This is a genomic window from Paracoccus albicereus, from assembly GCF_024359525.1.
Taxonomy (GTDB): Bacteria; Pseudomonadota; Alphaproteobacteria; order Rhodobacterales; family Rhodobacteraceae; genus Paracoccus; species Paracoccus albicereus.
The window spans coordinates 681,623-704,679 of sequence record NZ_JAKZEU010000002.1; the positions used below are offsets into that span (position 1 = coordinate 681,623).

The 23,057-nt window shown below is 57.4% G+C and carries 15 protein-coding genes; 9 read left to right on the forward strand and 6 right to left on the reverse strand.

Annotated elements, in window-relative coordinates:
• Positions 1-23 precede the first annotated feature (23 nt).
• The 4 genes from MLD63_RS06860 to MLD63_RS06875 form a co-directional block, all read right to left on the reverse strand.
• Positions 24-671 carry an HdeD family acid-resistance protein gene (locus MLD63_RS06860; RefSeq protein WP_255329127.1) on the reverse strand — a complete coding sequence of 216 codons (648 nt, stop codon included), beginning with the start codon at positions 669-671 and terminating at the stop codon, positions 24-26.
• Positions 672-697: 26 nt separating this feature from the next.
• A complete protein-coding gene (locus MLD63_RS06865; RefSeq protein WP_255329128.1) occupies positions 698-1,840 on the reverse strand; it encodes an RNA polymerase sigma factor in 1,143 nt (380 codons plus the stop codon).
• Positions 1,841-1,917: 77 nt separating this feature from the next.
• Positions 1,918-4,812, reverse strand: coding sequence for an ATP-dependent Clp protease ATP-binding subunit (locus MLD63_RS06870; RefSeq protein WP_255329129.1), 2,895 nt, complete (start codon positions 4,810-4,812; stop codon positions 1,918-1,920).
• Positions 4,813-4,830: 18 nt separating this feature from the next.
• Entirely contained in the window at positions 4,831-5,316 is a 486-nt protein-coding gene (locus tag MLD63_RS06875; RefSeq protein WP_369696997.1) for an ATP-dependent metallopeptidase FtsH/Yme1/Tma family protein, read from the reverse strand.
• A gap of 48 nt (positions 5,317-5,364) precedes the next feature.
• Here MLD63_RS06875 and MLD63_RS06880 point away from each other — a divergent pair, with 48 nt between their 5' ends.
• The 5 genes from MLD63_RS06880 (at position 5,365) to MLD63_RS06900 (ending at position 14,676) form a co-directional block, all read left to right on the forward strand.
• Positions 5,365-6,072, forward strand: coding sequence for an IS6 family transposase (locus tag MLD63_RS06880; RefSeq protein ID WP_255329527.1), 708 nt, complete (start codon positions 5,365-5,367; stop codon positions 6,070-6,072).
• A gap of 64 nt (positions 6,073-6,136) precedes the next feature.
• Positions 6,137-6,877, forward strand: coding sequence for a DUF5681 domain-containing protein (locus MLD63_RS06885; RefSeq protein WP_255329528.1), 741 nt, complete (start codon positions 6,137-6,139; stop codon positions 6,875-6,877).
• Positions 6,878-7,146: 269 nt separating this feature from the next.
• The gene (locus MLD63_RS06890) at positions 7,147-10,257 is read left to right on the forward strand and encodes a metallophosphoesterase (RefSeq protein WP_255329130.1); all 3,111 of its coding nucleotides are present in this window, start codon (positions 7,147-7,149) and stop codon (positions 10,255-10,257) included.
• A 534-nt stretch (positions 10,258-10,791) separates the two neighbouring features.
• Positions 10,792-12,057 (forward strand): nucleotide sugar dehydrogenase, encoded by a 1,266-nt coding sequence (locus tag MLD63_RS06895; RefSeq protein WP_255329131.1) that lies wholly within the window; start codon positions 10,792-10,794, stop codon positions 12,055-12,057.
• A gap of 33 nt (positions 12,058-12,090) precedes the next feature.
• Complete coding sequence (locus MLD63_RS06900; RefSeq protein WP_255329132.1) at positions 12,091-14,676, forward strand: glycosyltransferase; 2,586 nt, start codon at positions 12,091-12,093, stop codon at positions 14,674-14,676.
• Positions 14,677-14,767: 91 nt separating this feature from the next.
• Here MLD63_RS06900 and MLD63_RS06905 read toward each other — a convergent pair whose 3' ends face one another.
• Positions 14,768-15,424 carry an ABC transporter ATP-binding protein gene (locus MLD63_RS06905; RefSeq protein WP_255329133.1) on the reverse strand — a complete coding sequence of 219 codons (657 nt, stop codon included), beginning with the start codon at positions 15,422-15,424 and terminating at the stop codon, positions 14,768-14,770.
• An 11-nt stretch (positions 15,425-15,435) separates the two neighbouring features.
• Positions 15,436-16,752, reverse strand: coding sequence for a KpsE/RkpR family capsule polysaccharide export protein (locus tag MLD63_RS06910; RefSeq protein WP_255329134.1), 1,317 nt, complete (start codon positions 16,750-16,752; stop codon positions 15,436-15,438).
• Positions 16,753-17,142: 390 nt separating this feature from the next.
• On the opposite strand from MLD63_RS06910, the gene MLD63_RS06915 reads away from it, so the two are divergent.
• From MLD63_RS06915 to MLD63_RS06930, 4 genes are all read left to right on the forward strand, one after another.
• Entirely contained in the window at positions 17,143-17,961 is an 819-nt protein-coding gene (locus MLD63_RS06915; RefSeq protein WP_255329135.1) for an ABC transporter permease, read from the forward strand.
• 2 nt (positions 17,962-17,963) lie between these two features.
• Complete coding sequence (locus MLD63_RS06920) at positions 17,964-18,389, forward strand: hypothetical protein (RefSeq protein ID WP_255329136.1); 426 nt, start codon at positions 17,964-17,966, stop codon at positions 18,387-18,389.
• On the forward strand, positions 18,386-19,573 hold the full coding sequence (locus MLD63_RS06925; RefSeq protein WP_255329137.1) for a hypothetical protein: 1,188 nt from the start codon (positions 18,386-18,388) through the stop codon (positions 19,571-19,573). Before MLD63_RS06920 ends, MLD63_RS06925 begins: the two co-directional genes overlap by 4 nt.
• Before the next feature lie 239 nt (positions 19,574-19,812).
• On the forward strand, positions 19,813-23,049 hold the full coding sequence (locus MLD63_RS06930; RefSeq protein ID WP_255329138.1) for a glycosyltransferase family 2 protein: 3,237 nt from the start codon (positions 19,813-19,815) through the stop codon (positions 23,047-23,049).
• Positions 23,050-23,057: the final 8 nt, after the last annotated feature.

Sequence of the window (23,057 nt, forward strand, 5' to 3'; positions counted from 1 at the left end):
CCCGTCATCCACCACAGGGCACCTCACGCCTTTGCCGATGGGGGAGCGTCATCGAAGGCCGCACCGTCCGGAAGATCCGCCTTGCGAAGCCGTAGCCCGAGGAGGATCATCATCACCCCGAAGACCGCGGCGTAGAAGCCGATCAGCCAGCCGAGCGCGAGGAAGCTTTCGACCGGGCGCGTCAGCAGCATCCAGGTCACGACGACACCGAGAACGACCGAGAGAAGGCCGCTCAGGATCAGCCAGATTTCGCCGTTGATTTCCTTTCGCAGGCGGATCGCTGCCGCGATCTCGAGGGCACCCGAGAACACGGACCAGAATGCGATGCTGGCCCAGAGGAATGTCGCAAGCACAAGCGTCGCGACAAAAGGCGAGACAACCACGACGACGCCCGTGGCGATGCCCAGAATGCCGCTGAACATCAGCCAGCCCCAGTGTTCGCCCTTGCGGATGTTACGTATCGCGGCGACGAGGCCGAACACGCCGTCGGCAAAGGCGAACGCGCCGAAGACCAGCGTGAGCGCCAGAAGCGATTCCGCAGGCATGACGAAGGCTAGCACTGCGATGATCAATGCGAGCACGCCGCGTATCACGAATGCCCACCAATTCCGGGACAGGCTGCACAGCATGTCCTGCATCTTGTCGGTCGGGTTTTCAGAGGCTGTGGTCATTGGTCGATCTCCTATTCAGTTCCATGTCAGGTGTCGGAGCCGGCCTCCTCGCCGGTTAGGGCGGCGGCCAAGCGGCGGCGATCCTCGATCGGCTGAGGCAGACGCTGCGTGTGAGCGATTTCCCGCTCGATGGGCGCGCGGCCTGATGGATCTCTGACCAACCCGGCTTCGGCAAGCCTCGCGCGTAGTGTCGCGCCCGCATTTTCTGCGATCTCGGCGACCTCTGTCTCGGTCAGGCCGAAAAGGTCTGCCGTCTCCGCGATCGTGGCGTCTCCCAGGTACATCCGATACAGGATGCGGCGCTCGACCGGAGCAAGATCTGCGATAGCCCGGTGCAGTGCCATGGCGATCTTATGACGATCCACTTCGGTCTCGGGGTCTGTGCCGCCGTCGTCGGCGATGAGGTCCTCCAGCATCAGCACTTCGTCGGGCTGGTAGAACTCGAACATCGCCTGATCCGCCTCGGTCGGATCCTCCGCCGGGGCCTCGGGTTCCGCCTCGATGGAGGCGGCATCCTCAGGCACGGCGCGGCGGGCGGCGCGGGATTCTTCCTCGATGGTCTCAAAAGCCAGCCGTTTCAGCCAGTCGCCGACGGAAAACTCCGAAGGCCGATCCTCGAAGCGGGCCAGCCCCTTGAGAATCGTCGCATCGACGATATCTCGAACGCTCAGGTAGCCGGCCGGCACAGACCCGCTACACTCGAGATAGGTCAACTCGCGCCTGACGGTATCGTAGACCGTATCGAGATGATCCTCGATCAGGTCAAAGAAGAGCTGGCGCCGGTCCGCTTCCGCCGCATCCCGCGCGGGCGGCAGCGGGGCGCCGATCCGGCGCCGGCGGGCGGGACGCTTGTATTCAGGCTCGTGCTTGAGGCGCGCCACATGCCGATCGACCTGGTGGCGCAGGTCGGCAAAGGCCTTGCGCAGGACAGGCTCGATCTCGAATCCCTCTTCCCGCGCCGCGATCACGCCCGACGGCAGTTGCAGGCGCAGGCTGACTTTGATGCGCTTCTTGCCCCTCGTCTGCGAGGCAACGACTTCGAGCCGGACCAGATCCTCGCGAAAGCGCGCAAGGTGCGGTTCAAGTTGCCGCACCTCCTCCTCGATGACCTCAGGCGCGCGCTGTTGGCCGTGCCGGTCGAGATTGCGGAATGATCTAATGACGTTCATGCCTTGGACCTTCCTATAACTCTCCGAAGAGATGGCCCGGCGCGACCGATATCGCGCCGGGCCAGTCTTTTGCGCTGTCACTCGGCGGACTTGTCGTCCTTGGACTGCACCTCATCCCCACCGCTGGGCTTCGGAACGTCCGTCTTGTTTTCGGCAACTTCGCTGGGCTCCTCGATCCCGGCCTTGGCCTGATCGTCCGGGCTGTCGTCACCGGTGTCCTTTACGATCTTTTCGAACACGACCCTCTGTTCGTCTTCCGACCAGGCGACGCGGACCTTGTCGCCATCCTCGATCCGCCCCGAGAGCAGTTCGCGGGCCAACTCGGTCTCCAGCTCCGACCGGATCAGCCGGCGCAGCTCGCGGGCACCGAATTCGGGACGGAAGCCGACCGCGCCGAAGTGATCCACGACGCTTACGTCGAATTCGAGTTCGACGCCCTGGGTAAGGGCGGTCTGCTTCACCCGGTTGAGCTGCAACTCGACGATCTGGCGGATCTCCGACTGATTCAGCGAATGAAAGACGATGATCTCGTCGATCCGGTTGATGAACTCTGGCCGGAAATGACCGCGCAACACCTCCATCAGTTCGGATTTCTGCTTGGCCTCGTCGAACTCACTGCTGCCGCGTTTCGTGAGGTTGCGCTGGATGATGTCCGAACCGAGGTTCGAGGTGGCGATGATGATGGTGTTAGTGAAGTCCACCACGCGGCCCTTGCCATCTGTCAGGCGGCCGTCGTCGAACACCTGAAGCAGGATGTTGTAGACATCTGGATGCGCCTTCTCGATCTCGTCGAGCAGCACCACCGAATAGGGCCGGCGGCGGACCTTTTCGGTCAGCTGCCCCCCCTCGTCATAGCCGACATAGCCCGGAGGCGCGCCGACCAACCGTGCCACCGCGTGACGCTCGCCATATTCCGACATGTCGATCCTGAGAAGCGCATCCTGATCACCGAAGATCACCTCGGCCAGCGTCTTGGCCAGTTCCGTCTTGCCGACGCCGGTCGGCCCGAGAAAGAGGAAGGTCGCAGTCGGACCGGAGCCTTCGCGCAGACCCGCGCGCGCGAGACGCACCGCATCGGCCACGGCGTGGATCGCTTCTTCCTGGCCGATGACGCGCTCGTGCAGCTTGTCTTCGAGCTTGAGGAGCTTGTCCTTCTCCTCGGTGGTCAGTTCGGTGACCGGAACCCCGGTTATCTTCGAGACGATCTGGGCGACGTGATCGGCGCGCACCTCGGCGGTCGCCGAAGCCTGGTCGCGTTTCCAGACATCCAGCAGCTCGTCGAGCTCCGTCTGCCTGGCCTCCAGTTCCTTTTTCAGCTCAGCCGCCCGGTCGAATTGCTTGCGCGCGGCGGCATAGTCCTGTTCGCGCTTGATCTGCGCGGCTTCGGCCTCCAACTCCTGGACGTCCACGGGCCGCGCAGTGGCCGAGATCTTCACCCGCGCCGCGGCCTGGTCGATCAGGTCGATCGCCTTGTCGGGCATGAAGCGACCGGTGATATAGCGATCCGAAAGCTCCGCGGCGGCGATGATCGCCTCGTCGGTGATCGTCACCTTGTGGTGGCTTTCGAGCGTGTCGCGCAGCCCGCGCAGAATCATGATCGTCTGTGCGACCGTGGGCTCGTCCACATAGACGGGCTGGAATCGGCGTTCGAGTGCCGCGTCCCTCTCGATATATTTCTGATACTCGTTGAGCGTCGTCGCACCGATCAGGTTCAGCTCGCCCCGCGCCAGCGCCGGCTTGAAGGTGTTGGCAATGTCCAGACCGCCTTCGCCGCCGCCCTGGCCGGCGCCGACGATGGTGTGGATCTCGTCGATGAAGAGAATGAGGCTGTCCTTTTCCTCGGTGATCTCCTTGAGGATCTTCTGGACTCGCTCCTCGAACTCGCCGCGATACTTGGACCCTGCGACCATCGAGTTGATGTTCAGTTCAACCAGCCGCTTGTCGCGCAGGGCCTCGGGCACTTCGCCGGCCACGATCCGCTGGGCGAGGCCCTCGATGATGGCGGTTTTGCCGACGCCGGGCTCGCCGATCAGCACGGGGTTGTTCTTCTTGCGCCGCGCGAGGACCTCGATCGTCGTTTCGATCTCGCGGGCGCGACCGATCACAGGGTCGAGCTTGCCCTCGCGCGCGGTCTTGGTGAGATCGCGGCTGAACTGGTCGAGATCGGGGGTGTTCGACGGAGTCTCGACGCGGCCTTCCTCGACACCCTTGCCGACCACCTTCGTCACCTGCTGACGCAGCGCCTGCGGCGTCAACCCTAGCTTGCGCAGCATCGCCGCCGCGAGGCCTTCGCCCTCTTCGGCGAGCCCGATCAGCAGATGTTCCGGCCCGACATACGAATGGCCAAGCTCGTTCGAGGCGATGAAGGCCCGGTTCAGCGCGTCCTTGAGACGCGGGCTGACACCGATTTCGCCTTCTGTCTTGGCGTCTCCACGCTTCGCTTCCTTCTCGATCTGGCGCCGCAGATCGTCCACATCGACCTTGAACTGTTCCAGGATCGTCTTGACGACGTCAGACGAGGTCAATGCCAGAAGCAGATGTTCGGTATCGACCTCGCTGCGCCCGAATTCCCCGGCCTTCTGTGCTGCATCCTGCAGCAGCTTGTTGCCCTGTTCGCTCAGCCGGTCGGCGATGGTGCGTCCGCCGCCGCGCCGCGATCCACGCCGCGGCGCGCCCTCGCCGACAGTGGCGTCGACGACAGCGTTATCGCCATCACCCACAGAGCCGAGCGTGCCGCCTCGCAGCGGACTGTCACCAAAGAGGCTGCCGAAACCGCTCTCGCCGAAGAATTCGTCAAGAAGGGAACGCCGCCCGAACAGGGACTCCAGCGGCGAGGCGCTGCGACCCGACCGGCGCGCTATTTCGCTGTAGTGCTGATCGCACAGCTCCATGATCTGAACCCTGCCGTTCACCGAGGCGCGCACGCGCGCCGTCGCCGGGCGACCGCAAATATCGCAAGCTCCGTTTGCCATTCGTCTTCTCCGTTTTCATTATCCAGTCAGGGTTGTTCGCCGATCATCTGCGCCAGTGACAGTGTCACGCAGCGACCGCTTCCGTTCTTTCACCTTGGACCCAATTGCCACAAGATCGGGCTCGTCCAGTGTCTCTCGTTGCAGGAGATCTTGCGCCGATTGCTCGAGAAGATCCAGATTGGTTTCAAGAAGGGTGAGGGTGCGCTTGAACACGCCATCCACGATGTCGCGCACCTTTAGGTCCATTCGTTCGGCCGTAGCGTCGCTATAGCGGCGGTTCAGCCACGACGACTGGTCGCCGGTGCCGAGAAAGCCGGGCCGATCGGTGTCGTATCTGACATGCCCGAGGTCTTCGCCCATCCCGTACCGCGCGACCATGGCGCGGGCGATATCGGTGGCCTTGACCAGATCGTCGGCCGCCCCGGTCGAGACATGATTGTAGCTGATCTTCTCTGCTGCGCGCGCGCCAAGCAGGACTGCGATCTTGTTCTCCGGGTCTGTCAGCTAAACCGCTCTTGCCCCACCGGACTGACGCCCCCTACCCTGCCCGGCATGCCCCATCGCTCGCCCTTCCGCTACTTCAAGACTTCCCCCGAAATTATCCGCTTGGCGGTCATGCTCTATGTCCGCTTCCCGCTCAGCCTCCGGAACGTCGAGGATCTGCTGCACGAGCGCGGCATCGACATCTGTCACGAAACAGTTAGGCAATGGTGGATGCGCTTCGGTCCCGTCTTTGCAGCCGACATCCGGCGGAAGCGCGCGTCCCGCCTCCGCGCCGGACGGCAATGGCGTTGGCACCTGGACGAGGTCTTCGTCAAGATCCGCGGCAAGCAGCACTATTTATGGCGTGCCGTCGACCACGAGGGCGAGGTGCTCGAGGCCTTCGTCAGTAAGACACGCGACCGCCAGGCAGCGTTGAAGTTCCTAAAAAAGTTGATGAAACGCTACGGTCGGCCGGAGAGCATTGTCACAGATCGGCTCCGTTCGTACGGCGCGGCTTTGCGCCAGCTAGGCGCGCCGGAGTTGCAGCGAACAGCGAGACATCTGAACAACCGAGCCGAGAACTCACATCTCCCGTTCCGAAGGCGGGAGCGAGCGATGCTTCGGTTCCGGCGCATGCGAAGTCTGCAGAAGTTTGTCGCCGTCCACGCGTCCGTCTCGAACCACTTCAACCACGACCGCAGCCTCTCGAAACGCCAGCACTTCAAGATGAACCGTACCGCCGCTCTCGATGAATGGCGTCAGCTGGCTGCAGCCTGAGGCTGCGCTGCGCTGCATTCACTGAGACGAGTTCGCATTAAACTGACAGCACACCCTGGGCGCCCTGCCCCCGCGCGAGACCGGCTACGAGGTCGGCTACGCCAAGCCACCGGAAGCCAACCGCTTTCAGAAAGGCCAGTCCGGAAATCCGCGAGGTCGCCCGAAGGGCTCGAAAAACAGGCGCCCTGCCTTGCACGAAGAGCGGCTGAAGGGGATCATCCTCGACGAAGCCTATCGCGGAATCGAAATTCGCGAGGGAGATCGCAGCCTGACCGTTCCGATGGCCAAGGCGGTGATGCGGGCCATCGCCCACAACGCGGTCAAGGGAAAGCACTTCTCGCAGCGGCTCTTCGCCCAGCTGGTCGGCGAGGTCGAGACTGCAAACTTCATGCTCAACAAAGAATGGTTCGCGAGCGCGGTGAATTACAAGGACGAGTGGGAGCATGAGCTGGCGCGCCGCACGCGCCACGGCATCACCGATCTGCCCGATCCGATCCCCCACCCCGACCATGTGCTGCTCGACATGACGACCGGTACCGCACGCATTGCGGGTCCAGCCACGCGGGAGGAGAAGGCGCGGTATGAACGCTGGGCCGAGACTTGGGTCGAGTACCAGACCGATATCCCGATGATGGAGGACTGGCTGAAGCACCGACGCGGCGACGCGCGGAACGAACTGAGCAAGACCATCGCCATCCTGCGCAAGACCGAGGCGATCCTCGACAAGGTGCTGCCGCCGGACATGAAGAATGCGGCACTGGCAAGAGCGCGACGGGAGGATGAGGAGGAGCGCGGCGATGGATAGTTTGGGCGGAAAGCCGACATTCGCTGCGAGTGCAAAAAGCAAGTGGTTATTATAGCAAGTGCGGACACTGGCACGGAGGCATTAGTCAGTCGCCAGGTTCGCACCTCTAGGAGAACTCGCTCCGGGGCCAAGCAGACAATCTGGCGCCTTGAGCGGATGGATAACAGGTCTTGTTTGGCCCGTCCTTGCCACTTCACCTGCATTGCGACATAGAGTTTGCCTGTTTAAAGTAAAAAGTAGACAGGTCCTCGAATAAAGATAGGTAAGAAATGCACGCGAAGATCGTTCACCTAAGTGATCTCCATTTCAAAAACGACGCTGAAAATAGGAAGCGTATTGAGTATCTGAAAACGGACCTGCAGAGGCTTGAAGCTGAAGGAGGGGTCTTCACGGCTTTCACTGGCGACCTAGTGCAGGCCGGTGATCGGAAAGACGACTACGATGTTCTTTTCGACATACTTATCGCGCCGCTTTCAGAAATGGGTCATGAAGTCTTGGTCACTCCCGGAAACCACGACGTTCAACGCTCAGTTGTGAACCATGAATTCATTGAAAGACATTTGAACGATCGGACTAGCTCTTACCTTTTTCAAAAGTCCAGCGAGATGGTCCAACCTAATTTTCATAAGGTAGGGGACCCTCTTGAGCACTACAGAACGATTGAAGAAGTTCTCGGGCCATATGACCATCATACCTACTACGGCTATTCTCGGACGCGTGGGGGCTTATCGTTTGTCGGAATGAATTCGACTTGGCTATCGCGCGAGAGACCTGTTGGGGAAACCGACAGGGGAAAACTAAGGCTAGAACCCTATGTTCTGGATAAGCTGTCGGAAAAGCTGCCTTCTGAAACTACGAAGATTGCTCTCTTGCACCATCCCCTCGATTGGCTTGAGGAAACAACGCGAGACGCAGTATCAAAACTACTTATGAACCGATTTGATCTAGTTCTTTATGGCCACGTCCATGCGACGGACTTGACAAATCTGGCACAGATTGGTGCCGGATGCATCTTTATGCAATCTCCACCTCTACGTTCAGGATGGTCGAAGGGCAGCAATGGGTACACCGTTATCCAAGCAAATTTGGAGCACAAGAAGTTCGAAGTAGAGTACCGAGCCTATTCTGAGACCCGCCGCAAATTTATCCCCGGAGAGGATTTCGCCCCTAAGGGAATACTAAGGCCAAGAGAAGAAGATGAAATCTTCTATAGTGTTAAGCCTTCGGGCGAGACACTTATACTGAAATTTAGCGAGTCGGAAGCCTTTGACTATACTGCGTGGTACAGGGCAAATATTCGTGCAAAGTCCAAGATTACCTCTAATTTCGTAAGCCCCAAGGCACGGAAGGTGTCGGTGGATCAGGACGATACTTGGCTGGAGCCAGCTCTGCCCGTGACACAGTTGGCCAAGTCATCTTTTCGAGATCAGTACTACATTGGGCCGCTAGATTCAGGCTTAACCACCGCGGCTTTCTTAACCTTCAAAGAGATTGCTGATGACTTCAATAGTATCAGGAAAATACCCGCATTCTTCGATGCTAAAGAGCAAAAGATAAACAAGGCTTCGATCCTCAGAGAGATAGGTCGCACATGCCTTGTGAGCTACAGCCATGCTGAAGTCGAGGCATTGGTGAACTTGGGTGGCGTCTGCGTTGTAGTGGATGGCCTTTCTTTAGCAAATGTCGAGCAGTTCAACCTATTTCGCGAAGTTGCTGGTAAGTTTTTTTCCAAGGTTCGCTTCATATATTTCCTCGCTACGGAGCAGCGTGGGGCACCGACAGTTGGTAGCGCCATTCCAAATCTAAATTCGGAGTCAGATGAAATCTACGAATTTTCACAGATGGATGTAACAGACATTCGCGAGATGGTGTCTCTTCGCTCCTCGGAACACAGCGGCTATCCTGTTGATTCTGTCGTCTCACAAGTGGTCGAATCCTTTAGGCAGATGGACGAGCCAGTATACGCGAGCAGCGTAGCAGTTGTAGTTGAAACGCTTAATCAAGATCCAGAGTTTAAGCCGATTAACAAGGCGCGCCTTCTCGAACGATACGTCGAGTGTCTATTGGGTAGGTTTGACCTTGAGGATGTGCGCGAAGGAACTTTTGCTTCAAGTGACAAGATTGATCTTCTGAGTTTCGCTGCTCGGCGAATGCTTGAAGAAGATGTCCAAGGCATAGCTGAGAAAGCTTGGGGCGAACTATGCGACGACTACCAAAAGGCTTATCTAATCGATCTTCCCAATCAACTTCTTGATGAGTTCATTGAAAAGGGAATTTTGACCATTTTTAGGGGCCAGGTGACATTCAGGGGAGACTACCTTTTCTCATTTTTTGTGGCTCGCCAAATGAAAGCTGATCCGAAGTTCTCAGAAGAACTGACCACAGGAGAATCGCTTTTCAAGTATCACAAGGAAGTGGCTTTCTATGGCGACCTAGAGGGCACGGAGACACGAGGCGTTCTTGGCTCGATCCATACTGCGCTTGATAGCTTACAAGCTATCCTAAGTGAAAACTACTCAGACGCGGGCGTTGATCTTGGCGCGGAGTGGCAAACAACCTGCATTGAACAGGATGGCATCTCGAGCCAAACAGAGGCATTTGAGGACGCCGCTGACACCTTGGGTCGGGCGGGTGCAACTCATGAACAGGCGGATAGGTTCGATAATTCCCAACTATCGGAGATAGTTCGGCGTCGTGGCGTTACAAAAAGAATTGCTGTGATGGAAGCAGAGGCAAAACTGCTAGTCGCACTCAGGCTCTATGCTGCCCTTCTAAAGAACGCTCTTCAAGTTCCTGCAGCTGACAAGCTCAAGCATCTATCGAAACTATTTGAGTCTGCGGAGACTTGGGTGGGCTTCCTTTGTGCCTATAGAGACGAAATTATTTCCAATCCAGTTATTATGATAGCAGGCATTAGGATTATTAATACCACTGCATTGATCGATTCGGATCGATCTGCGCGTGATTTCAAGTACAATGCACCAAATAGTATGTCGCGAGTTCTTGCTGAAGCGCTAAAAAATCCTCAACTTGCAACCGCACTTCGTAAAGTGTTGCCTGAGTTGCAACCAATGAGTGCTCTCTTCGCTCGTGATGCGCTTCTCGGCCTTCCTAGCGGTGAGAATCGGGAAGCGTATCTCAGCAGTCTAAGAAATGAGAAGGACATCAACCTTGCAACTGCGTCTCTACGGACGCTACGAGGGAGATATCTAGCTTCAGGACGGAACAAGGCCCAGAGAGAGCATATCGAAGCGGTAGTTGAGCAGTTGTCTCGGATTGGCAGTGCTGTCGGCAGCATCAATTTCGACAAGCTGAAAAAGGCGCGGCTGCTTCGAGACATGAAAGAGAAAGCAAGTAGCCTGCACAAGGAGGTTCGTTGAAGGTGTAGCCTAGTCGAGTAAAGAGTACGCACACTCAGACACGATTGAAACCGACCGCCCTCAGCAAATGACAGGTCTTGCGACGCTGCAACGCAGCGTTCGACGTTGAGTGAGGGTCCGCTATGGGCCGTGTGCGCACTAACGCAACTTTAGGCAGGAGGCGGACTTTCGCCGCAGCAGCGAAGTAGCGCGCGCCAGGGGCGGAAAGCAGTCGCGGTAGCCGGCAGAAGGCTGTTACGGTACGCGAAGAGGCTCCGCATAAGACTGAGGCGTCGCGCGCCGAGACCGAGAAGCGTCCGCGGAGTAGCGAGATCCCGCTGTCAACGCCGCGTCGCACTCGTGCTCATCTCGACTAGGAGCGTCGTCGGCGACAGTCAAAGTGCAGCTCTTGGATCGCGCAAGAATTGACTGTTACGTCCAAGTCGAACAGCGTAGAAACATCGGGGCCTCGCGTGGCCTTCGTACAAAAATAACATAAGCGAACTTCCTGACAACTTAGATTGGTCGCAACACCCGACATAACGGAGACTAGACATGATACTGCACGAGACCCGAATCGCCGTTATTGGATTAGGTTATGTTGGACTTCCCCTAGCTGCAGAATTTGGAAAGAAATATCCCACGCTCGGCTTCGACGTGAACGAAACGCGAATTGAGGAATTGCGCGAGGGAATCGACCGCACGGGTGAGGTGGCCTCTCTGGAAGACAGCCAACAGTTGACGTTTACGACTGACCCCGAACATTTGCGAGATTGCAATGTCTATATCGTTGCTGTGCCAACGCCGGTAGACTCGGATATGCGCCCCGATCTGACACCTCTTTTTAGCGCTTCGCAGACGGTCGGCAACGTGATCACCAAGGGTGACGTAGTCATCTATGAATCTACTGTCTATCCCGGTGCGACCGAAGAAGATTGTATTCCCTTAGTCGAACAAGCTTCGGGGCTGATTTACAACCGCGACTTTTTTGCAGGCTACAGCCCGGAACGGATCAATCCTGGCGACCATGAACGACCGCTGACGAGGATAGTTAAGGTCACATCAGGTTCGACGCCAGAAACCGCTCGCTTTGTGGATGAGCTGTATTCGTCCATCATCCAGGCAGGAACATACAAGGCCACCTCGATCAAAGTCGCCGAGGCGTCGAAAGTGGTCGAAAACACTCAGCGCGACGTGAATATCGCTCTGATAAATGAATTATCTATGGTCTTGTCGCGTCTAGGGATCGACACTAATGAGGTCATCAACGCGGCTTCAACCAAGTGGAACTTCATGCGGTTGCAACCCGGCTTGGTAGGCGGGCACTGTATCGGTGTCGACCCTTATTATCTGCTACACCGCGCGGCTCGCGCCGGATTCGTTCCGGACATCATTCGCACCGCGCGGCAGATAAATAGTGGCATGTCACGTGAGGCGGTCCTGCGCCTGGTCCGGGCGATGACCGAAAATTCCATACCGATCCGCGATGCGCGCGTGTTAGTCATGGGCGCAACATTTAAGGAAAATTGCCCGGATATCCGAAACACAAAGGTTGTCGAACTCGTGAAGGCAATGGAGGGATGGGGCATGTCTGTGGTTACGACCGACCCCATCGCCGACCCCATCGAATTGCAGCACGAATACGGCCTCGTGCTGAGCGAACCAGAACTCGGCACCTACGACGTCGTTGTTCTTGCCGTCCCGCACGCGGAATTCTTGTGTGAGGACGAGGGCGGGTTACGTGGTTGGCTAAGACCAGGCGGCCTTTTGTTCGACATCAAATCCGCGCTTCCGCGCGATCAAAGCGATCTGCGCCTGTAGACTGTGCGCAACGGCAGTGGCCTGGACCATCTCATGGAATTAGACGATCCACGCGCCGCAATGCCCGAGCATGCATTTAGATTAGACCACGCTCTGGTCGATACGACGTGGTATCTGCAACGCTATCCAGATGTTGCGGCAAGTGGCCTGGAGCCGGCGACACATTATCGGCGTTACGGCTACAGGATCGGCCGCGATCCGCGGCCGGATATCTCAAGTGAATTCCTGCGCGACGTCTTTGCTCTGCCCAAGAGACGCGAGCCGATGGAGGCGCTTGCAACAGGCCGCTATTCACTCCGACCGGAAAGAGTATTCCCGGCGGCGTCCCGACTGGCCGAGCGGGGCCGGCCCGCTTTAGCCGCTCGATTGTCACAGCGCTATCTGAGCGGAGAAATGGCATCGGTAGCTCACATGTTCGCTGCCAATGCGATGGTGTCGCCCGATCTTGACGCTTCGTCCGCCGCCACTGGCGTACTGACGTCTCCAAGCACCCGTGAAGCGTGGTGCACACGGGTGAATATGTGGCTAGATGGACATGGTCTTTCACCAATTACGTTGATCGACGAAGTCGGGCGAGTGCCGCTGACGTACTGCCTAGTGCCTGCCCAGCCTGTCCAACTGGTCGGGGCTGGACCTTTAGTCAGCGTCATCCTCACCTGCCGGAACGAGGCAGACGCAGCCTTAGCGGCCGGTAGGTCGATCCTTAATCAAAGCTGGGCTAATCTAGAATTGCTGGTCGTGGATGATGCGTCCACCGACGACACGGTAAAGCGTTTTGCCGCGCTTGCGGCAACTGATTCTCGTATGCGCTTGTGGCGCAATTCGACTGCGATCGGGCCCTCTGCATCGCGCAATATCGCGGTCACCCAAACGTGCGGCTCATATATCACGGTGCATAACGCCCAGGACTGGGCACACCCCGAACGGATCGCGCATCAGGTTAAGTTTATGCGCGACGGCGGCGATGTTGCGTGCATGTTAATGCCGCTTGACGTGGATACACAGGGGCGGTTTTGGAACCCTGAAGAGTTATACGATACGTCAGAAAAAGCGCTCTCACTTAGGCGGCGGGGAATTCCCATGATACAGGCGTCAGCTTTTCACCAATCCCTAGGCTTTTGGGATAGTGTCGCTCAGGGCGGAGACGAGGAATTGATCGCACGGCTGCGGCATCTGACGGATGAACTGCCAGTGCTGAGGATACCCCTGCTACTGCGTCATACAGCGGAGCGTCCGTCGGTTTTAGATGACGCCGTAGACGGTGACGAAAATCCGTCGCTGGAAGCGTATCGCAGTGCTTTTGCTGCATACCATCGAACACTTAACCCCGAAACCGCTCGACTTGATTTTCCAGCCCAGCGAAGGTTTGGTGTGCCGGACGAGTTGGTTACTCAGATAGATCGCGTCGTCGCCGCCGTGCAGGATCACATATCCAGCGGAATGCGGCTTACGCGCGATATCGATGTAGACGTGGCAATTGTAACCAATTTGAGGTTCCCTGGCGGCAATGCGTCGTCCACCCTAGACGAATTGCGGGTGTTTCGTCAGCGAGGTTTGCGCTGTGCGCTCATCCACTGCCCGGTGGACCTACCCGTCATTCGCTCTACCTCCGAAAGATATCGCTCTCATGAGGACATTACTGTGGAATGGTCGCGCATACGCAGGCTGACTGCACGCTGCCTGATCGTTCGGCATCCTCGAGTGGTGGTGTCCACCATGTTTCAGCGCATCGTCAAAAGACTGTCGGCGGAACACGCATTCGTTGTCGTGAACAATTCGCGCCTGCGCGCGACCGGAAGTCTCGTCTATAACATCGACGACTTTAGCCGGATCGTGCGACAGCTACCAGTCGATCATCTACAGATCTGTCCTATCAGTACCGCGCTGCGAACCGAGATCGAGGACCATTCCCGGGCCAGCGGCGTCCCACTGCCGCTGTCAGGACTGGACTGGACTCCGACCCTGAACCCCGATGACTACAAGCTTGACGTCAAGCCACGCATGGTAGCCCCGATCTCAATCGGAAGACATGGACGCGATGGGGACGAAAAGTGGCATGAAGATGCCGCCGCGCTGGCGCAGATCTATTCCGACCAACCCGGTGTCAGGGTGTCGATCCTTGGCGGAGCCGAGGTCGCGCGCAAGCGTCTGCGCGGCCTTCCGGCAAACTGGACCGTCCACGAGTTCGGTGAGATCGAGCCAAAGGAATATCTCGCCGGTCTAGATGTGTTCGTCTATTTCCCACGCAGCACGCTCGTCGAAGGATTCGGCCGAACAATTGGCGAAGCCATGATGGCCGGTGTGCCCTGCATTGTGTCCAATACGCTGGAACGAAATTTTGGCCCGCTGGCGTTTTATTCCTCACCTGCCGCCGTCCATACCATGATCGCGGCGATGGCGCGCGACGACGACGCCCGGCAAGCGTTTTTGCGCGACGTGCAACAGGTTGCGATCGCGCGTTTTTCTTCCGATGCGATCGTAAGACGGTTCGCCGAAACTGGCCTTTTCGAGTCGGTGACACACGATGCCGAAAGACAGCTACTTCCCAAATCTCTGGTTTGGCGCGAAATGATCATCCGCACCGCCGAGAGCGAAGCGGCAGACGGCGACGCGAGTTGATGCGTGGATCTGGGCGTGCACCGAACGGTCGCACCGGACGAGGGAGTCCTGCCCGTCTCCTGCCATCATCAAGGTGCTTCACCGCCAAGGCTCACTCAGCCATGCTCTCTTCGTGATGCGCAATCGCTTCCTCAAGGTCAGGATAGAATGTCAGCTTGCCATTTTCCAGCACCGCCCCAGCGTCGCAGAAATCCCTCAGAGTGCTGCTGGAATGCGACACGAAGATCGCGGACGCTCCTCGCAGCCTCGCTTTCAATAGAAACTTGCTCTTTCGCTTAAATTTGGTGTCACCGACCGCTGTCACCTCATCGATAAGGTACGTGCCAAATGGAATTGCCATGGATGTCCCAAACGCCAGTCGGGCTCGCATACCCGATGAATAGGTCCTGAAAGGTTGTCTGAAATGGGGGCCGACATCGGCGAAATGGGAGACAAAATCACACATCGCTTCGGTATCCATGCCATAGATCCGGGCGATGAAGCGGACATTCTGCTCACCAGTCAGTTCTTTGTGAAAGGAACCGGCGTAGCCCACTGGCCACGATATGGTGCCGTCGGACAGGATTTGACCAGAAGTCGGCAGGATGTTACCCGCGATCATATGCAGCAACGTGGATTTTCCCGCGCCGTTCCGTCCCAACAATGCGACAGACGACCCGGTGGGAAAGATCGCATCGATCTTCTTCGCGACGTACTTTTCCCCCTGCCGAGATTTGAACACTTTGGTGAGATTGACCAGACGGATCATCTTCAGTGCCCTTAGCGCCGGTCGCGGCTGCCATAATAGATGAGAACACCCACCAGCCAGACGCTGAGGATGAAGCCTGAAAACATGGCCAGTAATCGCAAGCGCCGGGGATATTCCGGCACCGTTGCCTCGACGGGGGTCACGTATGACGCAAGATACAGCGAGTTACGGTCCGCCTCAGCCCGGGCCTCTTCATATGCAGCAAGTGCGGCGGTGTAGGCTGCTTCCGCGAATTGACGGTCAACCTCGATCGCCTCGTAGTCGCTAACGATGCGCGACAGATCCTGATCGTCTTCGCGGGACGAGGCAATGTTTTTGCGCTGCTGCTCGATTTCGTTGCTAATGACATCAACACGCAGTTCGGCCTGGGTAATTCGAGGATCGTCAGAGCGTGCATTGGCTCGGACCATTCCGAGCTGCACAATAGCGTCAGCGAGTTGCGCCTGCAGTGAGGTGAGAATGCCTTCCTGCCCCGTGACATTCGCCAGCGGATCGATCACGCGATTATCCTGACGGAAAGAACTGACGGCCTGCCGTGAGGATTTTAACCGCTCGACCGCGCGATCAAGATCTTCCTGTGCGTAGGAAAGCGAGTCGTCGCGAGCGACGGCGTTGATCCTGTTCAGCATGAGCTGGCTCTGCTCGAGTATTGCCTCTGCGATGGCGCGTGAATCCTCCGGGCGAAAGCTCAACACGCGCAGGTCGAGCATTCCCTGATCATAGTAGATATGCACCTGCCGGTTCCAGTGAGACAGCAGCGATTCCGGGCTACCATTACCGCTGTATCCGAAGACAGGATCGTCCGTTGGCGGGGTCCAAATCGATTGAAGATCTAGTTTTTTATCTACTTCGTTTACCAGCGCACCGCTTTGGATGAACTTGTAGAGAATGTCGGTTTCTTCGGTCGAGGATTTGCCAGCCAGCTCTGCCAGCCCACCTAGCGCGCCGATAGGAGTCGTGGAACCTTGTGTTCGCACCAAGAAGCCGACGTAGGAAGCATACTGATCGGCGGCGCGTCCATAAAGATACCACGCGGTAGCGATTATGGGTAGGACACCCACCAGCAAGAAGCTGAGCAGGATGACGAGATGGCGGCGCGATTTGCGGACGACACGCAAGTGCGAAAGCTGGGCCTGCGCGTCGGCGATCCCTTCTGCCTCTTCGGCATCGCGCGCCTGCTGTTTGCGAGCCTTAGCGGCCGCAGACTTTTCGGCTTTGAGCTCAGCCGCCGTTCGACTGTCCGTCTTGACAGGCTTTTTGGCCCGATGTGGCTGCGGAGTGACCGGGGCTTCGGCGGTTTCACCGACAGGATGATCGCGCGAGGTCATGATCGTTGTATCTGGAATCCGTCCACCATGATGCCAGCTTCGGCAGCGATCAATGACGCGTCAACGGTATCGGGGTGGTCGGAATGAGGTGTCAGAAAGTGCATTGATTCGGATCGCTCGATCGGGGTACTTCTCTGTCGCACGGGGCGGTGTTCAACGCCAGCCAAGTGAAAGCACTCTAGACGCCCGGCCCGCGTATGCACTTTCAAGACTATGCAAGGACGGTGCGGTGCCAGTTACGGCAGGATCTGCCGAGCCGGAGATTGTCGATTGGCGACTGCCGGAGGTGCAGCGCCCCCCTATGTGTGCGTGGACGCGGGACAACGTAATTGATTGCCGATAGCGCCAGAAGCGGTTAAACCCGCGTTGTGAGGAGCGGTGACGACAGCAATGAGAGCCGATCGCGGACTGGGGCTTGATCGTCACGATCAGTGTGTGCGTCCGCGTGTCTCCGGTCTCCGCACAACCGTCGCGATGATGTTGCGTGAAATGTCGACGAGTCACGGACGTGCGACCGGTGGCTATTTCTGGGCGATCATTGATCCGATTGCTGGGATCGCGCTGATGACGCTGGTCTTTTCGATCGTCATGCGGAACCCGCCGATCGGCACGAACTTCGTCATCTTCTACGCAACGGGGTATGTGCCGTTTAGCCTCTATGGCAAACTGACGAACAAAATGGGCGGCGCCATTAGCAGTTCACGCTCGCTGCTGGCGTATCCTGCCGTGACGGTAACGGATGCGCTGTTGTCACGAGCGATGGTCACGATCTTGACCGAGATTGTCGTCACCTATCTGATCTTTTCTTTCATTCTGTTATCCCAAGAAACGAGAACCGATCCGGACATCGCGACGATCGCTGTTGCTATCGCGATGTGCATTTCGCTGGCCTTTGGCATCGGGACGATCAACGCCTTCCTGTTCTCGGCCTTCCCCGAATGGATGACGATCTGGTCCGTTTTGAACCGCCCACTGTTTATCATTTCATGCGTTTTCTTCATCTACGACAACGTTCCGCATCCCTACGACAAGTGGCTCTGGTTCAATCCACTCGTTCACGTCATCGGGCAGATGCGGAAGGGCTTTTACCATTCATATTCGGGCGATTACGTTTCCGTCGCGTATGTGTTCGGGCTCGCCGCCGTGCTTTCAGTCATAGGACTTGCGCTCGTTACACGCTACCACCGCGAAATAGTCAACGAGTGGTGACCATGTCGAGCCAGCATGAAGAGCCCGATGGCGACCCCCATAGACCGCAGCTCCTCGCGGTGGTCGCTCTGAAGATGATCAAGAGCGAGGCTGAGGGTCTGGCCGAAGCGGCCCGTCACGGGCTTGATGCAGCCGAAGCTCGCGCGCTGCAAGACCGGCTCATGTCACGGGCCGAAGACGTGTTCTCGGACCGCGCTGAGCGGCTCGAACTTGAACTAGCTGCCTCCCGCGAAGAACTCGTTCGGCTTGTTAGACTGACGGAGGATCGCTGGTTGGCCGCAGTGATCCGGGATGGAGCGCGATCGATAGCAGATCGCCTAACTGACCTGCGCCTCAGAATGAAGTCGGGCGCCTTGAACATGGCCCGCCGCTTGCCACCGCCAGTCAAGACGAAACTGTCAAGATATGTCTGGCGGCGGCGGCAATGACGGGCGACTATCACGGCGATGACTCGCCGACCGAGACTACGCGGCGGCCGGGATTGTTGCGCCGGATTCGACATATCTACGCGCGCGAGGGCATCGCAGGTCTGATTGGCAGATTGCGCTACAGCTTCCTGCTGAAGCCGGGGATGAAGCCTCCGCCTCGGCTTCGGGCGGGCGCAGTGGTTGTGGTGCATCAGGGCAGCCACGATCTGAGCAGCTTGTTTCGTGATCGCTTTGGCGCCGCGGTCTCGGGGTCAACTGGCGCCCATCCCTCAACAATTCATCTTGGTGTGCCTCAAGGGCCGGCCACAGCTTCGGATGTCGTCGTGCTGATGGGCTCGGGGCCAATACCACGCAATGTAAAGGGCGCTGGCCTTGTCATATCCGACGACCCTGGCCGTATCGCCCGCCTCTCCGCGGCACGACAGCAGGTGATGGCGGTATCATTGCCGCTGGACGAGCCCTCGCTGCGGCGGATCGACGTGCTGACCGGACGCCGCGACCCGGGTAGCATCGACATGAGCGATGCGATCCGACCCGCGCTGAACCGACGAGTTCCTCGACTCTGCCTGACACTTCCCGAACATCCCACGCGCGCGACAGGGTTCTCTGACACGGACCAGCTTGGCATGACGATGGTGAATGGTTTGCGATACCACCCGTCCTGGATGGGTGCGGCTTACAGCTATCGCCAGATTGCACGCGCGCTGATGTCTGCCGGTCGGACCCACGCACTGATCGCGCAGGACGACATGGTACCGACGGTGTCGTTCGAACACCGCATCGCAACCGCCGAACGCTATTTCGTGGACAGTGGCGCCGACATGCTTGCAGGGTTGGTGACCGACATTGACGACAGCTTTCGCATCCGCCGTGTCGTTTGCAAGGACGGAATGAACTTTGTTCATCTCAACAAGGGTGTCGGGCTGGTCATGAACCTTTTTGGCCCGCGGGCGCTAGAACGGATTGCGCATTGGCGTCGGCATCCGAGCGGTGAGCATGGGCCGGTGACAATCGATCGATACCTTGCGGCCTCGTCGAACTTCGACGTTGTCGTTCCTTTGCCGTTTCTTGTCGGTCATCGCAAAGACGTCAATTCGACTATGTGGCCATTTACCAACGGTCGCTATAGCACCTTGCTAGCGTATAGCGAGCGGCGTCTCTCCGAAATGGTCGCCACCCTTTGAGACCAGCACCGCAACGGCAGGGTGCGAAGAGGTCCTGACAAACACTGGCAGCGGCGGGCTTTCCAGGCATTGAAGCGATGGCGACCCGATTTTCCGGCTGCAACCAGTAACGCCAAATCCAAGTTATTGGCGATGAGCCTGCGAGCAGCGCGTCACGTTAGGCATGCAAATTGATTGTTATCCTCCAGGATGCGAGTTACGCATTCGTCATCCATTAAGCTAAATGATCTGAGGCCTCGATGATCACACCAACCTGCCAGCAAATCGAAGCCCTCGTATCCAGCGAGCATTTTGATCCGGAGTGGTATCGTCAGCAAAACCCAGAGGTTGATGCGCTGAAGATGGATCCGGCGCTGCACTACCTGATCTACGGACATCGGCTCGGCCGCGATCCGGGGCCCGAGTTTTCGACAGAGTTCGTGCGGCGAGCGTTTCGGCTGAAGCCAAGTCAGGAACCGATCGCTTGGATTGCGAGAGAGACGCAAAAGAACGGCAGCATACCGGAGCCTCGTCGTGAAAAAATTATTGACGGCGCTTCGGCGGTCGCACTGATGGGTGACCAAAATCGCGCAATCGCGCTGGCGGTTCAGTATCTGCCCGATGATCTGGCCTATACGGTAGAAATCCTACGAGCCAATGCAGCGGTCCGCGCGGACGATGATGAGGCTTGGCTGCACCACGTGAATGCCTACCTGGCCCACTTTGACGTTGCGCCCGTCCATTTGAAACCTGGCCCGGAATCCCGCTTTATGCGGCTTTCCGCACCTAAGCCCGATCCTGTCAAAGGCGGGTCCCGCGTCAGCGTCATCATGCCAGCCTGGAATGCCTCGCGCACGATCGAACATGCTGCTCAATCGATCCTTCAACAGTCTTGGCGCAATCTGGAACTGCTGATCGTGGATGACCGGTCGGATGACGATACATGGGACGTGATCCAGAGAATTGCCAAACGGGACAGCCGGGTTCGCGCACTCCGCAACGAGGTTAATGTCGGCCCCTACGTCTCCAAGAATATTGCTCTGACGATGGCGACAGGAGACTGGATCACCGGCCATGATGCTGACGATTGGGCTCTGCCGACGCGCATCGAGCGTCACGTCAGAACAGCGCTGAAGCGCGGCTTGAAAGCTAGTGTGACTTATATGCTTCGCACCCGTGAAGATGGGCAGGCGACGCACCTGAATGGAATCACCAAGTTTTGCTTGGACGGCGTGGCCCGGCGAGCGTCAATCTCCTGCTTGTTTGAGCGGGACACGCTCCGTTCAAGATTGGGCTTCTGGGATAGCGTGCGCTATGGCGGCGACAGTGAAATGATTGCTCGAGCAGAAGCGTTCCTCGGGGAAGAATTTGCTTTTCTACCCGAAGTCGGCATGTTCTGCCTGAATCACGCGTCAAGTTTGACCAACAGCGAAACCTCTGGTGTCGCAAATGTCGGAATGGCGCCGTCGCGCTTTGCTTACAAAAGCTGCTGGAAAGACCTCTACGTGCCAGGGATGGCTCCCACACTGGCCTATCTGCCGTTTCCCCAACAAGAGCTCCGCCACGATACGCCTAAGGAAATGCGAGTTCCGCTGGCGGATGTCCAAACCAATTTAGATAATATCGCTACGGCGCGATCAACTTCAGCAAAAGAAAACACTTCGCTCGATAATCTCGAAGACCCTGTCACGCCCGCGAACCATGTAGCGGTCCGGGGGCCAGGTGTCACAGCGCCCACGCCGGCTTACGAGAATGGTCCCGTTTCACCGACAAAGCCGCAGGCTTTCGATGCGGACGTTGCCAACACTTCTCGGGTTGCGGACCTCAATTTTGAAAATTTCCATTTTCGACGCGCGGATGGTAAACCCTTTCGTATTCTCGCACGTGGCGACTGCACAAGCTTTCGGACTGTTCATTTGAACAAACACCTTTTTCCTGATGGAGTCACGTTCATCCAAGCCCAGAAATCTCCATTTATCATGGTGAACGAGGCAATGGATGGGGTGAGTGTGACGCATGATGAACTTAGGAGAATTTCAGAGATCTCTAACATGCCGAATGTTCTCCAGCGGCATTATCAGGGACAAGCCGATCGCGAGATTCTTGAAGCCCAAGATGCCGATCTAATAATTATCGACACATGGGCCGACCTGAATTTCGAATTATGGCGGTCTAACGACGAGGGCTGGACGCTGTGGATTCACCCAAAGTTTTTACGTGATCCTGTCCGTTTTCGGGAGACTCACACTAATATTGGCCGGCGCTCTCTCGAACAATCGGTCACCGATGCAAAGCAGCTGGTGCAGAATCTTCGGATCAAGAACCCCGAGGTGCCAACGCTAATCCTCAATCAGCAAATTGATTATTATCCCAAGATGGAAAGTAGGCGCGAGTACTATCGCTTCGGAGAAGCTTTGATGGAGCGCCTGGACGGGTCATGGTTTGGCGGCGTCATTCCACGACACGATCTTCAGACTGCCGACATGGATTCGTGCGGACCAGGGAACACGCTACACTTCCAAGGCTCGACCTACCTCCGTATGGTGAAGAGCGCGCTTAAGGCGGGTATGATTGATCACTTCACTAAATCGTCCGTCCATTCAGCAACTCCGTCTAAGTGTCATCTTGGCTCGGCCGCAAAGCCTGCTGAAAATGCGGATAACGCGTCACCGTCCACGCAGTCAGAATTGAGCGCCATCACCACCGAAAAAGTTCCCTTCGCCCATGACAACCCTGCAAACGAACCATATCCGATTCGCCAGATAGTTGTGCCTTCGGCCGCACAGAAGACCTTGGAAAACTACATAATCACGTCACCCAACGCCGCGCCGCCGCGCTGGACCCCAGTCGTTATCAAGATTTCACGTGGTGATTACGCCAACTGGGAGAAGCGGATCAACAAACGATATAATCGGGTTCGGATGAAACGCAGATCGCAGCGCGAGGGTCACACAGTTAGCCGCTTCAACCCAAGGCTTTATATTCCGGATATGCATACGATTCATCATTCGTCCAAGGAAAGGTCGGGCGGTCAGATGCGAGGCAATTATCTCAGAACTATCGGGGAAATGGGCGGCGCACCAACTCAATACATCGCACCCGTCGAGCCTGAGGTCGCAACCGATTGGCTGCAGTGCTTTGGAGTTTTCAAGCCCTTACCAAGCCATAAGCAAGGATCAGTGGAAGTAGGACAACAGCTTCTAAGCTATATTTCCGTTCGCCGCATGGGCGATATAATGCTGTATTCGCAACTTATGGGCCACGATGAACACTTAGCAGAAGGCGTTATGTACCACGCTCATTTTCACATTGTTGAAGAGGCGATGGACAGCGGCGACCCTATCTATGATGGGGTGAAATTCATTATGTATGGCGGTATCGGGAACGGAGGCCCTGGCCTTTGGCAGTGGAAGAGGACCGTAGGTTTCACTCCGATGAGGCTTGTAAGCTTTCCTTTAGAACATGTAGACAGCTTGGGTTCCGCAGGTGCCGACTGATGCTACTG

Bases quoted from the DNA above. Each gene is read 5' to 3' on its own strand.
- MLD63_RS06865 (WP_255329128.1), bottom strand. From the start codon at position 1,840: ATGAACGTCATTAGATCATTCCGCAATCTCGACCGGCACGGCCAACAG.
- MLD63_RS06860 (WP_255329127.1), bottom strand. From the start codon at position 671: ATGACCACAGCCTCTGAAAACCCGACCGACAAGATGCAGGACATGCTG.
- MLD63_RS06905 (WP_255329133.1), bottom strand. From the start codon at position 15,424: ATGATCCGTCTGGTCAATCTCACCAAAGTGTTCAAATCTCGGCAGGGG.
- MLD63_RS06910 (WP_255329134.1), bottom strand. From the start codon at position 16,752: ATGACCTCGCGCGATCATCCTGTCGGTGAAACCGCCGAAGCCCCGGTC.
- MLD63_RS06920 (WP_255329136.1), top strand. From the start codon at position 17,964: ATGTCGAGCCAGCATGAAGAGCCCGATGGCGACCCCCATAGACCGCAG.
- MLD63_RS06895 (WP_255329131.1), top strand. From the start codon at position 10,792: ATGATACTGCACGAGACCCGAATCGCCGTTATTGGATTAGGTTATGTT.
- MLD63_RS06915 (WP_255329135.1), top strand. From the start codon at position 17,143: ATGAGAGCCGATCGCGGACTGGGGCTTGATCGTCACGATCAGTGTGTG.
- MLD63_RS06925 (WP_255329137.1), top strand. From the start codon at position 18,386: ATGACGGGCGACTATCACGGCGATGACTCGCCGACCGAGACTACGCGG.
- MLD63_RS06870 (WP_255329129.1), bottom strand. From the start codon at position 4,812: ATGGCAAACGGAGCTTGCGATATTTGCGGTCGCCCGGCGACGGCGCGC.
- MLD63_RS06880 (WP_255329527.1), top strand. From the start codon at position 5,365: ATGCCCCATCGCTCGCCCTTCCGCTACTTCAAGACTTCCCCCGAAATT.
- MLD63_RS06930 (WP_255329138.1), top strand. From the start codon at position 19,813: ATGATCACACCAACCTGCCAGCAAATCGAAGCCCTCGTATCCAGCGAG.
- MLD63_RS06900 (WP_255329132.1), top strand. From the start codon at position 12,091: ATGGAATTAGACGATCCACGCGCCGCAATGCCCGAGCATGCATTTAGA.
- MLD63_RS06890 (WP_255329130.1), top strand. From the start codon at position 7,147: ATGCACGCGAAGATCGTTCACCTAAGTGATCTCCATTTCAAAAACGAC.